The sequence below is a fragment of the Empedobacter sp. UBA7248 genome, assembly GCF_002472945.1.
GTDB classification, from domain to species: Bacteria; Bacteroidota; Bacteroidia; order Flavobacteriales; family Weeksellaceae; genus Empedobacter; species Empedobacter falsenii_C.
Genome location: NZ_DKSU01000009.1, coordinates 69,206 through 83,308 on the forward strand (window position 1 = coordinate 69,206; position 14,103 = coordinate 83,308).

Genomic DNA, 14,103 nt, shown 5'->3' on the forward strand with positions numbered 1-14,103 from the left:
TTAAATAAAAAAGCTAACCAATTGGTTAGCTTTTTTTGTTTTTTTATCTAAAAATATTTAATCCCTTTTATATTTTTCTTTATATGTTTCAAATGCTTGCATCAAATTTTCTTCGATAGCTTTTGGCATTCTGCGCGTAGCCTCAAATTCATTTGATGAAAGTGATTTGAATTCTGAAAGTGTTGGAATCAATTCAATCGAATTAACTAACATTTCAATTTCTGTTTCATATTGACGATTAGCCAATGAATGAAATGTATCATTCCCATAAACAGGAACATATTGTTGTTCAATCAAAAAACCAGCGTCAGCTTCTGTATCAACAAAGTGAGTTGTAACACCAATTTCGACTCCTTTTGTGATTGCCCATTTTAATGAATCTAAACCTCTCGTCAAAGGTAAAAAACCTGGATGCGTATTGATAATTTTATGATTTTCAACCAATTCATCTGGTAATAATCCTGCTCCTGCAATAATCACATATTCAGCTTTATAATCGTTTAATTGATTGTTCAACGTTTCAGCAGTTGTTAAATCAAAATTATAACCAAAATTATTACAATAATCATCTAAATTTACTTGAATCGCCTTACTTGGACGATGCTGATAAATTGGTTTGAACGGATTTTCCCTTTGTATAAAAGGCAATGCAAATATTTTTACATTTTGATAACCTTTAGCTTTTAATCCGTGTAAAACATCTTGTGTTTTGCGATGAGGAGTATTGTAAGAAATTACCGCTATTTTTGGCTGATTCATTGATTTACTTAATCAAATACTTTTTGTGATAATCAACAACATTATCAATTGGTTTTCTAATAATATGACCAACTGTTAAGTGATATTCTGCCGCAACTGAACGAATAACATCTTCATAAATATGAGCAATTGAGCCAATGAAATTTAATTCAGAATGACGAGCTTCTTCGTAAGGCATAATTTGATATTCGATAAAAGAAGACATTGCATCATAAATAATTTTCTGAATAAATGGATCATTTTTATGTTCAACAACAAATTTATTGAAAGATGCTAAATATGTGTTTGCAAATTTATTTTGGTACACATTTTTATTTAATTCATCTACAGATAATTTATAATAATCATCAAAAGCTTTGGCTAAATGTGGAGGCATTTTTTTTGTGTAAAAAGCGCGTAATACACGTTTTCCTAAGTCATTTCCAGAACCTTCGTCACCTAAGATATAAGCTAAAGATTTTGTTTCTTCGCGCATTGTTGTTCCATCGAAATAACAAGAATTAGAACCTGTTCCTAAGATACAAACCATTGCAGGTTTTCCCATATAAGTTGCGTAACAAGCAGCTAATAAATCATGGTCTACGACAAATTCTGCATTTGTAAAGAAATTCTCTAAACCTTCTTTAACAACAGCATGCATTGCTTCGCTGGAAGTTCCTGCACCATAAAAAAAGACTTTTGTAAAATCATTTGCAACAGGTGCAAAATCTTCATTTTTTTGTAATTCAGTCGTAATATCTTCTGATGTTACAAAATACGGATTAAATCCGATTGTACTTGTTCTAAAAATTTCATTAAGGTCGCTATCTAAAATTACCCAATCCGTTTTAGTAGAACCGCTATCTGCTATTGCAATCATTTTTTTGTTTTGATATAATTGAGGAGTGCTAAAATAACATTCTTTTAACAATGCGCATAAAAAAAAGCCTGAAATTTCAGGCTTTTTATATAAAAAAATAATTAATGATCGTGGCTATGGTCAACTATATCGATTTCGATGTATGTTTCGGATTGATTTCCTGCTTTATCAATTAGAATTAATCCTAAATGATAAGCTCCATCTACAATACCTTCTTGGGGAATTGCAACTTTATAATTGTATGCATATTCCTTTTTACCTGAAGGAATTGCTTCTTCTTTGGTAAATTCCCATTGAGTATTTGTAGAACTCGACGCTTCTTGCACACTAGCAGAACGATGGTTATGAGTATGTCCATCTCCTGCATAATGAATATCAATTTTTACAGCTCCCAACTCAATATTATCTTTCAAGATAGCTTCAATATTAATTTCGTCACCTAAATGTAAGTGAGCTTCATCTTTTGGTGAAATTAAATTAATTTCTGGTTTTGTTGTATCTAATGAAGAATCATCAGATGAACAAGATGTAATAAATAATGTTGATAATGTTATAAATGAATATTTTAAAATTGAATTTTTCATTGTTTTAATTTTTTTGAATTGAATGTTATTTTTTAAGATTTTGGTTGATTTATTAATAAACAAAATCTTGAGGCGGACCTCGAGTAAAATGATATTCAATTGTAGAAAGTTTAATTTTTTCTACTTGTTCAAAACTTTCTTTTCTGTAAAATTCTTCGTTTAGTTTTCCTTCAATTTTTGGATCATCATGCGTGTCAATAAAGACAGAATAGAATGTAAAATGATTACATTGATGATGAATAATTTCTTTCTTTTGATTCGAAAAATCTTGTGAATGATCGATTAAAGAAAAATGTAATTGATTAAAAATTGGAATCGAAAAAAGAATAATACTAAAGAAAAGTCCAAAAATAGGATGTCTCTTTTTCATGTATCAACTATTTTCCGAACGGAATTCCTAACATAACTTGTATGTTTCGAGCTTGTTCTGGTAATTGTAATGCACGATAAAAACTGGTGTGATTGTAATAGTTTTTATTGAATAAATTAGAAACCTGAATACTTAAATTTGCACTAAAATTATTGAATTTAAGTTTCGTTTTTCCTCCAATTCCAACCAAGAAATAACTTGGAGTAATATCTTCGTTTTGGGCGATTTTATCTTGCTCAAATGTATATTTTCCATTTGCAAAAAAGCTCAAGCCTTCTAAAAATGTAATATTTTGATTGATTTTATAATTAATTTGTCCAAATAAATTATTTGCAGGCGTGAAAGGAAGATAATTTCCGAATTTTTTATTTTCCGTGATTTGTCGATTATATAAATATTCGTACACAAGATTTGCATCAAAATTTTCGTTGATTTTCTTACGAACTTCAAATTCAAAACCAGTCAACAAAGCTTTGCTTTGCGTATATTGATAAATTTGTCCACCATGAGGAAGAATCGAAAATTGTCCCGAAGGTTTCAAGAAAATATAATTGCTGAAATAATATAAATAAGGACTTAGCGAAATATCCCAATCATTTTTGTGAAAAACAGATTTGAAATCTACTGCAATTCCTTTTTCTACATCAAGATTTTCGTCACCTCTTTCATGTCGAAAACTACCATGATGAATTCCGTTAGAACCCAATTCTATAGCAGTTGGTAAACGGAAATTTGTTCCAACATTCAAATTGAAATCCCATAAATCATTTGGTTGAAAAGTTGCACCAATCATTCCGTTTAAATTACTGAAATTACGATCGATTGATTGGCTACGATTTGCATAATAATCTGCAATTCCTTCAGAATTTCCTTTTTCAATCAAATAATTGTACAGAAAATCATCAAAATAACCTTCTGATTTGAACGTTGAATAATCGTAACGTAAACCAGCTGTAACTTTCCATGTATTTCCTTTTTTGAATTCTTCAATCAAAAATCCACTAAAAATATTTCGGTCATATTTTGGTAATAAATAATTGTAACCCGCAATATTATTGGCTTGTAATTGCGCTTGTGCACCGATTATTGTTTTGAAATTTTTGTTATGATTATGTTCAAATTTTAATTGAGAATCATAAGTAGAAAGATTAAAATCTAATTCTAAATCAGGATTTTTTGTTGGAGCGGGTTGATTCGCATAATGAGTGTGAAACGAACTAACTTCTTGGCGACGATTGTTTTGATAACTTGCCAAAAATTTTAAAACATCTTTTGAATTTAAACGAAATTCATTTTCGGAAATCACTTTAAAATGATTAACTTTTTGATAAGGAAATTCGATATTTCTATAATTTCCATCATCTTGAAGCCTATCTACAGAAGGAATTCCGTGCGAACCAGGAAAAAAACCAATTTTCTGATTAACGTTAGAAACAGTTAAAATTGAACGAAATTTTTCACCAATATAACCTGTTTGTATTTCAGCATTCAAATCTTGTCCAGCCGTATTTTTTACACGTTTATTGTAAATTGGCAAATAGCGATTCAGATAATAGATGCGATCGGTAGTCGTTCTGTAGTCTGCATAATCAGAATACGAACCTTTTATTTTATAGAAAAAATGATCGTTTCGAGATTTTAAATTGAATCCAATTCCGTAATTATCATTAATCGATTGATACAAAGCTTTTGCTTCTCCAGAAAGTGAATGTTTTGCTGGTAAATTGTTATTGTTAATCTTGATAACTCCAGCAATAGCTTCATTTCCGTACTCCAAAGCAGCAGGTCCTTTTATCACTTCGACATCTTCAACATTTAGTGCATCAATTTCCAAACCGTGATCGGCTCCCCATTGTTGTCCTTCTTGTTTTACACCATTTTCAGCAACAATTAATCGATTGAAACCAAGTCCACGAATAATTGGTTTTGAGGCTGATGATCCAATTCCTGAAGCATTGACACCTGCAATATTTTCGAGCGATTTTGCTAATGATCCTGCATAATTTTCTTGAATATAAGATTGATCTACACGTTCTACATTAGCAGTTGAAAAATCGTGATGATGACCTAAAACAGTAACTTCATCTAAATTGTACGATTTGTGAAAAGTAAGTGTAAAAACAAATTTTTGTTGCGAATCAAACGTAATATTTTGAGAAAAAGGTTCGTAACCTTGCTCATCAATTTGAACTTGATAATTTCCTTTATTTAAATTCTCAATTCTAAATTTTCCTTCGGAATTTGTGTGATATTCTTCGTTGTTGAAGTATACAGTTGTGAAAGGAATTGGTTTTTGATTTTTATCTATAATTTGACCTTCGAAAATGTTTTGTGCAAACACAGTTCCGCACAATAATGTAGCTGCAATACTACATTTTATGTTGATTGACATAAATACAATAATTTAATAACGTTAAAAAAATAAGGTGGTTTTTTCTTGAAATTAAATTGTGTATGGCGGTGCTCGAAGACTTTTTTGAGTAAGTAATACAGCTTGTTTTACACGAGTTGTATAAAGTGTTTTATCTTTTTGGATAAATGATTGAGACCATTCGAATAACTCGATTTCTGAATCATTTTCTACAAAATGTTGATTGAAATGACAAATTGTACAGCTGTGATCATGTACGTTAGAGAATTTATCTTTCAACTCTTTGTGCTCTTTACTTAGAGCATGATCCAATATATGCGCAGACTGATACACTGTCATAAACAGTGAAATTGTAAGCATAATATATTGGATAAATTTTTTCATTCAGTTTACAAAAATAAGATTTTATTTCATTTCTTTCAACTCTTTCATGTTTTGTTGAAGTTTTTTTAAAAATAAAAAATAAATAATTCCATAATAAACTGTTCCTATAATCACAATAAAAGCAACAGCAGTTATTATTGCAATCCAACCATAAACAGCAGCATTATTCGCAATTGGTTGTATATCATTGGCATGTTTTGCTAAATAAATAGATTGGCCTAATTCGTAATAGAATGGGGCAGAGGAAACAATTAAACTTAAAACGGTGAAAAGAATAAACAAGTTCACCAATCGACGAAATGAAATAATGTTTTTCATCAAATCGACGACAGATTGATTAAGATCTATTTTCTTGAAATAACGATAAGCCATTACCAAAAATCCAAACGTAATCACAATACTAAAAACGGAAGCGATTTCGTAATTATTAATCGTTTTTTCTTCGACTAATGTTTTGACTTCGTTATTAAAAAAATTTTTTCCTGAAATTAAAACATATAAATTGTAGACAAGAAAAAGGATAAATTCGCAAAAAGTGAATATAAATAACCATTTTATTGTCGTTGACGATTTTTTCTTCAACATTTGAAAAATTTGATTTTGATCAAACTTTTCTTCTTCCTTTATGGAACCCCAAATTGATTTTAAGTCATCTAACTCCATTATTGTTCCATTTTAGACATTATCTCTTTCAATTTTATTTTCACTCTGTTCATCTTAACGCGTGCATTTACTTCAGAAATTCCTAAAGTTTCGGCAATGTCTTTGTAAGGTAAGTCTTCTAAAAATAGCAGTACCAATGCACGTTCTACGTCATTTAATAATCTAATTGCAGCATATAAAAGTGTGATGCGTTCCTCTAAAAATTCGTCTTTGTCTTCTGATTTTAAATTTAAAAATTGAGCTTCATTAAAATCAGTTTCACTCGATTTTGTTTTTTTTCTGATTAATGTAATCGCTGTGTTCAAGCTAACACGATACATCCATGTACTAAATTTTGAATCTCCTTTGAAGGAATCGTAAGAGCGCCATAATTGCAATACAATTTCCTGAAATAAATCGTCATGAGAATCCTTGTCGTCTGTATATATACGACAAACCTTATGGATAATTCCCTGATTTTTCTCGACTAATTCGGTAAAGATTTTTGCTTTATTATTCAAACTATTATTCTGTTGCTCTTTATTTGTAGTAAAAAAAAGAATAATGTTACAACTAAAAAATAAAAAACCCTCTTATATTTCTATAAGAGGATTAACCTAACTAACTTAAACCTATGAAAAGTTGTTCTACTTTTCTACTGCAAGTATAGAAATTAATTATTTATTAAGCAATAAAAATTTAGAAAATTTGTTAAAAATGTCTTAATTAACTAAGAATGATTCTAAACTATCGAAATCTGTTAACGAAATGATATAATTCATTGTGATTAGAGCAACGGGATGATTAAATTTGTGGAAATATCTAAAAAATTAAACGAATTGCTTTATGGCAAATGAATCATTACTAAAATCGTCGATTGGTAAGAAGTTCGCGATGGCGCTTTCAGCGTTATTTTTGATCGTGTTCTTGTTACAACATTTCGTGATTAATGCATTATCTGTTATTAATCCGAATGGGTTCAATGAAGTTTCGGCTTTCATGAGTGATAACCCTTTTATCCAATATTTAATGCAGCCTATTTTATTAATTGGTGTTGTATACCACTTTGTAATGGGGTTTGTATTAGAAGCGCAAAACAAGAAAGCGCGTGGACCAGTTGCTTATCAAAAGTATAATGGTGCTGCAAATGCTTCTTGGATGTCAAGAAACATGTTAGTTTCTGGATCTGTAATTTTAGTTTTCTTATTATTACACTTGTATGACTTTTGGGTTCCTACAATTACTGATCACTACATTGCTCCAAATCCTGAGTTTGCTCAAGGAAATTACTTTATGGATCACTTAAACCACATTTTTACATTAGAAGGTGCTTTAAGTTTTGTAAGATTAGTAATTTACATTGTTGCATTTGTATTTTTATCATTACACTTACAACATGGATTTGCATCTGCATTCCAATCTATTGGTGCAAGACACAACAAATACACTCCAGTAATTGTTGCTTTCGGGAAATGGTATTCAATTTTAATTCCAGCAGGTTTCATTATCATCGCTGTTTACCATTTTTTTGTTAAATAATTAAATAATATCAAGAAATGAGTATATTAGATTCAAAATCTCCACAAGGAGATATCGCACAACAATGGAGCGAACACAAAGCACACTTAAACTTAGTGGCTCCAAATAACCGTGATAAAATTGATGTTATTGTTGTAGGTACAGGTTTAGCTGGTGGTTCTGCAGCTGCTACTTTAGCAGAGTTAGGATATAAAGTAAAAGCTTTCTGTTATCAAGATTCACCACGTCGTGCACACTCTATTGCTGCACAAGGGGGGATTAATGCTGCTAAAAATTATAAAGGAGATAACGACTCTATCTACCGTTTATTTTACGATACAATCAAAGGTGGTGATTACCGCGCTCGTGAGTCTAACGTTTATCGTTTAGCAGAGGTTTCTGGTAATATTATCGACCAATGTGTAATGCAAGGGGTTCCTTTTGCACGTGATTACGGTGGGTTATTAGATAACCGTTCTTTTGGTGGGGTACAAGTATCTCGTACTTTCTATGCGAAAGGTCAAACAGGACAACAATTATTATTAGGAGCTTATTCAGCAATGAATCAGCAAATCCACTTAGGGCACATCCAAATGTACAATCGTCACGAAATGTTAGACATTGTACTTGTAGATGGTAAAGCTCGTGGTATTATCGCTCGTAATTTAATTACAGGTGAAATCGAAAGACATTCTGCTCACGCAGTAGTTATTGCTACTGGTGGTTACGGAAACGTATATTTCTTATCTTCTAATGCAATGGGTTCTAACGTAACTTCTGCATGGAAAATCCACAAAAAAGGTGCTTATTTTGCTAACCCTTGTTATGTACAAATTCACCCAACTTGTATTCCAATCCACGGAACAAATCAATCTAAATTGACTTTAATGTCTGAATCTTTACGTAACTCTGGTCGTATCTGGGTTCCTAAAAAGAAAGAAGACGCTGAAGCAATCCGTGCTGGTAAGAAAAAAGCAGTTGATATCAAAGAAGAAGACAGAGATTACTACTTAGAAAGACGTTATCCTGCATTCGGTAACTTAGTTCCTCGTGACGTTGCATCTCGTGCTGCAAAAGAGCGTTGTGATGCTGGTTATGGTATTGAAGCTAACGAAACTGGAGAAGGAGTTTACTTAGATTTTACAGATGAGATCAAGAAAAAAGGTCGTGAGGTTGCTTTCGCAAACGGAGATCAAAATCCATCAGATGCTGAAATCGAGAAATTAGGAAAAAAATGGATCGAGGAGAAATATGGAAACTTGTTCCAAATGTATTGGAAAATTACAGATGAGAATCCATATGAAAATCCAATGCGTATCTATCCTGCAATTCACTATACAATGGGTGGTGTTTGGGTTGATTACAACTTACAATCAACAATTCCAGGATGTTTCGTAGCTGGAGAGGCTAACTTCTCTGATCACGGAGCTAACCGTTTAGGAGCTTCTGCATTAATGCAAGGTTTAGCTGATGGTTATTTCGTATTACCTTATACAATTGCAGATTATTTATCAGCAGATATTCGTACAGGTAAAATTCCTACAAATACTCCAGAATTTGACGAAGCTGAAAAAGCTGTTAAAGATCAAATTCAACATTTCTTAAGCAATAAAGGAACTAAAACTGTAGATAGTTTCCACAAACGTTTAGGAATCATCATGTGGAATAAAGTAGGTATGGCTCGTAACGCTGAAGGTTTAAAAGAAGCGATTGCTGAAATTGCTGCTTTACGTGAAGAATTCTACCGCGATGTAAAAGTTCCTGGTGATGCTAACGAAATGAATACTGAGTTAGAGAAAGCTGGACGTGTAGCTGACTTCTTAGAATTAGGACAGTTAATGGCAATTGATGCACTTAACCGTAATGAGTCTTGTGGTGGTCACTTCCGTGAGGAGTACCAAACAGAAGAAGGTGAAGCAATGCGTGATGATGCAAATTATACTTATGTTGCCGCTTGGGAATATAAAGGTGATGACATCAACACAGAGGTTTTACACAAAGAGGAATTAAATTACAAATATATCGAGCTTAAAACTCGTAGTTATAAATAATAAAATCATTTTGCTTGATAACAAACCTTCAAGCAAAATGTCAAAATATCATATAGAATTATGGCATCATCAAAAACAATCAGCATCACGCTGAAAATTTGGCGTCAAAAAAACGCTAATGCTCAAGGAAAAATGGAAACATATTCCTTAAAAGATGTTTCTACTGATTCTTCTTTCTTAGAAATGCTTGATTTATTAAATGAGCAATTAATAGAGGAAGGAAAAGAGCCAGTTGCATTCGACCACGACTGTCGTGAAGGTATTTGTGGTATGTGTTCTTTATTCATCAATGGTGAAGCACACGGACCAGATAGAGGTGTTACAACTTGTCAATTACATATGCGTATGTTCAAAGATGGTGAAACGATTTACATCGAACCATGGAGATCTGCTGCATTCCCAGTAATCAAAGATTTAATTGTAGACCGTTCATCTTTCGACCGTATCCAACAAGCTGGTGGTTACATTTCTGTAAACACATCAGGACGTACAGTAGATGCAAACAACATTCCAGTAAACAAAATGCATGCAGATGAAGCGTTTGACGCTGCAACATGTATTGGTTGTGGAGCTTGTGTTGCAACTTGTAAAAATGGATCTGCAATGTTATTCGTAGGAGCTAAAGTTTCTCAATTTGCATTGTTACCACAAGGACAAGTAGAAGCTGCTCGTCGTGCTCAAAAAATGGTTGCGCAAATGGATTTAGAAGGTTTTGGTAACTGTACAAATACAGGAGCTTGTGAAATCGAATGTCCGAAAGGAATTTCTTTAGATAACATCGCACGTATGAACCGTGAGTATTTATCTGCAAAAATTGTATCACAAGAATAATAAAATTCTGATATATATTAAAAGAGCGACATATTTGTCGCTCTTTTTTTGTTATAATAATTGCATAAAAAAAGGATTTCAATTTCTTGAAATCCTTCCCAATGTCAAATTCTTTCTTCTGAATAAGTCCATTGTAACTTGTTCTTTTTAAATGATTATAAAAAAAGAATTTTTATAAATAGAACAAATATCTATTGTAAATAATAAATGAAATGTACTCATGTCTGATTGATTATTAATTATATGTAAAAATGCAAAAACTATGAGTAAAATCGATTTAAAAAGAACGTCTGGAGAAAAAAGGATTTCAATTTCTTGAAATCCTTCCCGAAATTTTTGATAATGATTTGAATTAATTTTCACCTTATTATGAAAATTCTCTGTCGGCTTAAAAATTTCGTTATTTTGTGGAAAAACAACTATTAATTTTAATGTTCTGTTTCAAAACAACTAAAGTATTTTGAAGTCCTGAACGAATAATTATTAATTCCTTGATGTAAAATTAATGACAAAAATCATTTTTTGCAAATTATTTCAGACTAACTTTAAAAGTTTAACACATCAATAAGTCTATTGAGAAATAAAAAATCCAGCACATTATGTGCTGGATTTTAAGTTTAAGATTACTAAAATATAGTGTTCTGAGATTATTTAATGTTTTTAAAACTTCTATTGATAAAATTTGTTAACTCTTTACCTTTTAACAAACCTTGTGATAATTTTGCTAAATCTAATGCTTGGTTAATCAACGCATCTTTTTCTTCTTTCGAATCTTTAGCTAAAATCTCTGTTGCTAAATCTGAGTTTGCATTCACAACAACATTATACATTTCAGGGAAATTACCCATTCCGAACATTCCAGCTCCACCAGAAGCTTGCATGTCTTTCATACGACGCATAAATTCTGATTGCGTAATGATGAAAGGCGCATCTGTTCCAGATAAATCTTCCAATTGAATTGTATATGATTTGTTGTTGATTGATTCTGTGATTTCAGTTTTCAATTTTTCTTTATCATCATCAGATAATTTGGAAATTTTAACTTCATCTTTTTCAATCAAATTATTGATATGATCCGCATCAACACGAACAAATGTTACATTTTCTTTTGTAGATTCTAACTTCTGAATCAAGTGAGAAGAAATAGGAGAATCTAATAAAATTACTTCGTAACCTTTTTCTTTCGCAATTTGGATGTATTGATCTTGTCCATCAACATCAGAAGCATAAAGAATAACTAATTTTCCGTCTTTGTTGGTTTGATTGTCTTTGATTGCAACATTCAATTCTTCCCAAGTGAAATATTTACCATCAACTGTTGGATACAATGCAAATTTGTCAGATTTTTCGAAGAATTTATCTTCCGAAATCATTCCATATTCAATGACCACTTTAATATCGTTCCATTTTTGCTCGTAATCTTCACGATTTTGATTCATTAATGAAGACATTTTATCCGCCACTTTTTTCGTAATGTGCGCCGAAATTTTCTTCACTGCTCCATCAGCTTGTAAGTACGAACGAGAAACATTCAACGGAATATCTGGAGAATCAATCACACCACGCAATAACATCAAGAAATCAGGTACAATTCCTTTCACTTCGTCTGTTACAAACACTTGATTTTGGTACAATTGAATACGATCTTTATCAATATTGATATTGTTTCCTAATTTTGGGAAGAACAAAATTCCAGTCAAATTAAATGGATAATCAACATTTAAATGAATGTGGAATAAAGGTTCTTCAAATTGCATTGGATACAATTCTCTGTAGAAATTTTGATAATCTTCGTCAGATAATTCAGATGGCGCTTTTGTCCAAGCCGGATTTGTATTATTGATAATATCATCAACTTCGATTTCCTCAGGTTTTGCATCTTCAGCAGCACCTTCTGGTAAAGGAAGTGTTTCTTTTTTCGTTCCAAATTTGATCGGAATTGGCATGAATTTATTGTATTTATTCAATAATTCACGGATTTTCCATTCGTCTAAAAACTCTTTCGAATCTTCAGCAATATGTAAAATGATTTCAGTTCCACGCTCAGTTTTATCCGAATTTTCTAATGTAAATTCAGGAGAACCATCACATGTCCAATGAACTGCTGGCTCGTCTTTGTATGATTTTGTAATGATTTCTACTTTATCCGCAACCATAAACGCAGAATAAAAACCTAAACCAAAATGTCCGATAATTCCGTCCGCATCTTGGTGTTGATTGATAAATTCTTCGGCTCCAGAAAACGCCACTTGATTGATGTATTTCTCCACTTCATCAGCTGTCATTCCCAAACCTTGGTCAATAATGTGTAAAGTATTATCGTCTTTATTGATTTTTACTTCAATTTTTGGATTTCCGTATTCTACTTTTGCGTCACCAATACTTGTTAAATGCTTTAATTTCAGGGTTGCATCAGAAGCATTTGAAATTAATTCGCGCAAAAAGATTTCGTGATCACTGTATAAAAACTTCTTAATTAATGGAAAGATATTCTCTACCGAAACATTAATATTTCCTTTATTCATCGTTATTGTATTTTTATTATTTAATAATTAGTTTTTCTTGTAAATAGTCTAAATCATGAGATTTATTGACGAATTTTAAATTTCAAAAGATATTCCAAATGAAATTTTTCTGACATTTTGTCGTAAAATAGATCTTGAGAACTGCTGATAATTGCTTAATTTTCGTTCAAATTTAGAAAGATGAAATTCGGAAAAGTAGAAAACCCAGAATTGGTTGATTTTACATTGCCAAAAACGCCAAAAGAAACGATTGATTTGTTGAATAAAGCTGATAAATCAGATAATTTTGAAGTATATGTAGGTTGTGCGAAATGGAATAAGCAAGATTTGAAGAATTTTTATCCGCCTAAAACAAAAGATGAATTGAGTTATTATTCTACTCAATTTAATAGTATCGAGCTAAATGCGACATATTATCGCTCGCCAAGTAAAGAAAATGTAGAAACTTGGGCGAATAAAACGCCAAAAGATTTTAAATTTTTTCCGAAAATTCCGCAAAGTATTAGCCATTATGGTCGATTGCAAAATGTGACAGATAAATTGAATCAATATTTGGATGCAGTTGCGTTGTTTGAAGAAAAATTAGGAATGATTTTCTTGCAAATGCACGAAAATTTTGCGCCAAAAGATTTTGATAAACTTCAAAATTTTATTAATAATTTTCCGAAAGGTTATCCTTTGGCAGTTGAATTACGCCATGAAGATTGGTTTTCGAATGAAGAAAATTTTAATCGATTGGTAACTTTATTAGAAAAGCATAATATTTCAAATATCATTGTTGATGCAGCAGGTAGGAGAGATATGGTGCATATGCGATTGACTTCTAATGAAGCTTTTGTTCGTTTTGTTGGAGCAAATATTCCATCTGATTATGAACGCTTGGATGAATGGATTGAAACAATTAAACTTTGGAAAGCAGAAGGTTTACATAAATTGTATTTCTTTATTCATCAAAATTTAGAGTTAGAATCGCCTATGTTAGCCAAATATTTTATAAAAAAATTAAATGATGATTTGGATTTAGATATCCGTGGTCCGCAAGATGAATTGACGTTGTTTTAAAAATTAACTACGCTATATGAAAAAACTTTTAACACTAATATATTTATTTTTTACTATAAGTATTTTTGCTCAACAATATGAGTTTCCGATTACTAATAATAATTATGGAGTATATAATTTCAATAATCAAAATGGAGTTAAAGAAGA

Annotated in this window: 13 protein-coding genes; 4 read left to right on the top strand and 9 right to left on the bottom strand. The window is 31.3% G+C overall.

What is annotated here, in order from left to right:
* Positions 1 to 57 precede the first annotated feature (57 nt).
* The 8 genes from B4A23_RS10190 to B4A23_RS10225 all read right to left on the bottom strand — a co-directional run bounded on the left by B4A23_RS10190 (position 58) and on the right by B4A23_RS10225 (position 6,490).
* Positions 58 to 759 (bottom strand): formyltransferase family protein, encoded by a 702-nt coding sequence (locus tag B4A23_RS10190; protein ID WP_291119621.1) that lies wholly within the window; start codon positions 757 to 759, stop codon positions 58 to 60.
* 4 nt (positions 760 to 763) lie between these two features.
* The gene (locus B4A23_RS10195; RefSeq protein WP_291119624.1) at positions 764 to 1,618 is read right to left on the bottom strand and encodes a BadF/BadG/BcrA/BcrD ATPase family protein; all 855 of its coding nucleotides are present in this window, start codon (positions 1,616 to 1,618) and stop codon (positions 764 to 766) included.
* A 101-nt stretch (positions 1,619 to 1,719) separates the two neighbouring features.
* A complete protein-coding gene (locus B4A23_RS10200) occupies positions 1,720 to 2,202 on the bottom strand; it encodes a DUF4625 domain-containing protein (RefSeq protein WP_286514449.1) in 483 nt (160 codons plus the stop codon).
* Between the two features lie 52 nt (positions 2,203 to 2,254).
* Positions 2,255 to 2,572, bottom strand: coding sequence for a hypothetical protein (locus tag B4A23_RS10205; protein ID WP_286514451.1), 318 nt, complete (start codon positions 2,570 to 2,572; stop codon positions 2,255 to 2,257).
* A gap of 7 nt (positions 2,573 to 2,579) precedes the next feature.
* Positions 2,580 to 4,964, bottom strand: a complete 2,385-nt coding sequence (locus B4A23_RS10210; protein WP_291119629.1) for a TonB-dependent receptor — start codon at positions 4,962 to 4,964, stop codon at positions 2,580 to 2,582.
* Positions 4,965 to 5,015: 51 nt separating this feature from the next.
* Positions 5,016 to 5,327, bottom strand: a complete 312-nt coding sequence (locus B4A23_RS10215; RefSeq protein WP_180904713.1) for a hypothetical protein — start codon at positions 5,325 to 5,327, stop codon at positions 5,016 to 5,018.
* A 21-nt stretch (positions 5,328 to 5,348) separates the two neighbouring features.
* Positions 5,349 to 5,990, bottom strand: coding sequence for a hypothetical protein (locus tag B4A23_RS10220; protein ID WP_291119632.1), 642 nt, complete (start codon positions 5,988 to 5,990; stop codon positions 5,349 to 5,351).
* On the bottom strand, positions 5,990 to 6,490 hold the full coding sequence (locus B4A23_RS10225) for an RNA polymerase sigma factor (protein WP_180904711.1): 501 nt from the start codon (positions 6,488 to 6,490) through the stop codon (positions 5,990 to 5,992). The genes B4A23_RS10220 and B4A23_RS10225 overlap by 1 nt, the downstream gene beginning before the upstream one ends.
* Positions 6,491 to 6,815: 325 nt before the next feature.
* Between B4A23_RS10225 and B4A23_RS10230 the strand changes: the two genes are divergently transcribed.
* The 3 genes from B4A23_RS10230 to B4A23_RS10240 are packed head-to-tail and all read left to right on the top strand — an operon-like array spanning position 6,816 to position 10,369.
* Positions 6,816 to 7,508 carry a succinate dehydrogenase cytochrome b subunit gene (locus B4A23_RS10230; RefSeq protein ID WP_286501216.1) on the top strand — a complete coding sequence of 231 codons (693 nt, stop codon included), beginning with the start codon at positions 6,816 to 6,818 and terminating at the stop codon, positions 7,506 to 7,508.
* A 17-nt stretch (positions 7,509 to 7,525) separates the two neighbouring features.
* Positions 7,526 to 9,538: a fumarate reductase/succinate dehydrogenase flavoprotein subunit gene (locus B4A23_RS10235; RefSeq protein ID WP_135836184.1), complete on the top strand. Its 2,013-nt coding sequence runs from the start codon at positions 7,526 to 7,528 to the stop codon at positions 9,536 to 9,538.
* A gap of 60 nt (positions 9,539 to 9,598) precedes the next feature.
* On the top strand, positions 9,599 to 10,369 hold the full coding sequence (locus tag B4A23_RS10240; protein ID WP_038337216.1) for a succinate dehydrogenase/fumarate reductase iron-sulfur subunit: 771 nt from the start codon (positions 9,599 to 9,601) through the stop codon (positions 10,367 to 10,369).
* 647 nt (positions 10,370 to 11,016) lie between these two features.
* Here B4A23_RS10240 and htpG read toward each other — a convergent pair.
* Complete coding sequence (gene htpG, locus B4A23_RS10245) at positions 11,017 to 12,894, bottom strand: molecular chaperone HtpG (RefSeq protein WP_291119638.1); 1,878 nt, start codon at positions 12,892 to 12,894, stop codon at positions 11,017 to 11,019.
* Between the two features lie 180 nt (positions 12,895 to 13,074).
* Here htpG and B4A23_RS10250 point away from each other — a divergent pair, with 180 nt between their 5' ends.
* Positions 13,075 to 13,956 (top strand): DUF72 domain-containing protein, encoded by an 882-nt coding sequence (locus B4A23_RS10250; protein WP_291119641.1) that lies wholly within the window; start codon positions 13,075 to 13,077, stop codon positions 13,954 to 13,956.
* The last annotated feature ends 147 nt before the right edge of the window (positions 13,957 to 14,103 follow it).

Excerpts from the sequence above, each read along its gene's own strand:
- B4A23_RS10200 (WP_286514449.1), bottom strand. The coding sequence starts at position 2,202 with ATGAAAAATTCAATTTTAAAATATTCATTTATAACATTATCAACATTA.
- B4A23_RS10230 (WP_286501216.1), top strand. The coding sequence starts at position 6,816 with ATGGCAAATGAATCATTACTAAAATCGTCGATTGGTAAGAAGTTCGCG.
- B4A23_RS10250 (WP_291119641.1), top strand. The coding sequence starts at position 13,075 with ATGAAATTCGGAAAAGTAGAAAACCCAGAATTGGTTGATTTTACATTG.
- B4A23_RS10235 (WP_135836184.1), top strand. The coding sequence starts at position 7,526 with ATGAGTATATTAGATTCAAAATCTCCACAAGGAGATATCGCACAACAA.
- B4A23_RS10190 (WP_291119621.1), bottom strand. The coding sequence starts at position 759 with ATGAATCAGCCAAAAATAGCGGTAATTTCTTACAATACTCCTCATCGC.
- B4A23_RS10240 (WP_038337216.1), top strand. The coding sequence starts at position 9,599 with ATGGCATCATCAAAAACAATCAGCATCACGCTGAAAATTTGGCGTCAA.
- B4A23_RS10195 (WP_291119624.1), bottom strand. The coding sequence starts at position 1,618 with ATGATTGCAATAGCAGATAGCGGTTCTACTAAAACGGATTGGGTAATT.
- B4A23_RS10205 (WP_286514451.1), bottom strand. The coding sequence starts at position 2,572 with ATGAAAAAGAGACATCCTATTTTTGGACTTTTCTTTAGTATTATTCTT.
- B4A23_RS10220 (WP_291119632.1), bottom strand. The coding sequence starts at position 5,990 with ATGGAGTTAGATGACTTAAAATCAATTTGGGGTTCCATAAAGGAAGAA.
- htpG (WP_291119638.1), bottom strand. The coding sequence starts at position 12,894 with ATGAATAAAGGAAATATTAATGTTTCGGTAGAGAATATCTTTCCATTA.
- B4A23_RS10215 (WP_180904713.1), bottom strand. The coding sequence starts at position 5,327 with ATGAAAAAATTTATCCAATATATTATGCTTACAATTTCACTGTTTATG.
- B4A23_RS10210 (WP_291119629.1), bottom strand. The coding sequence starts at position 4,964 with ATGTCAATCAACATAAAATGTAGTATTGCAGCTACATTATTGTGCGGA.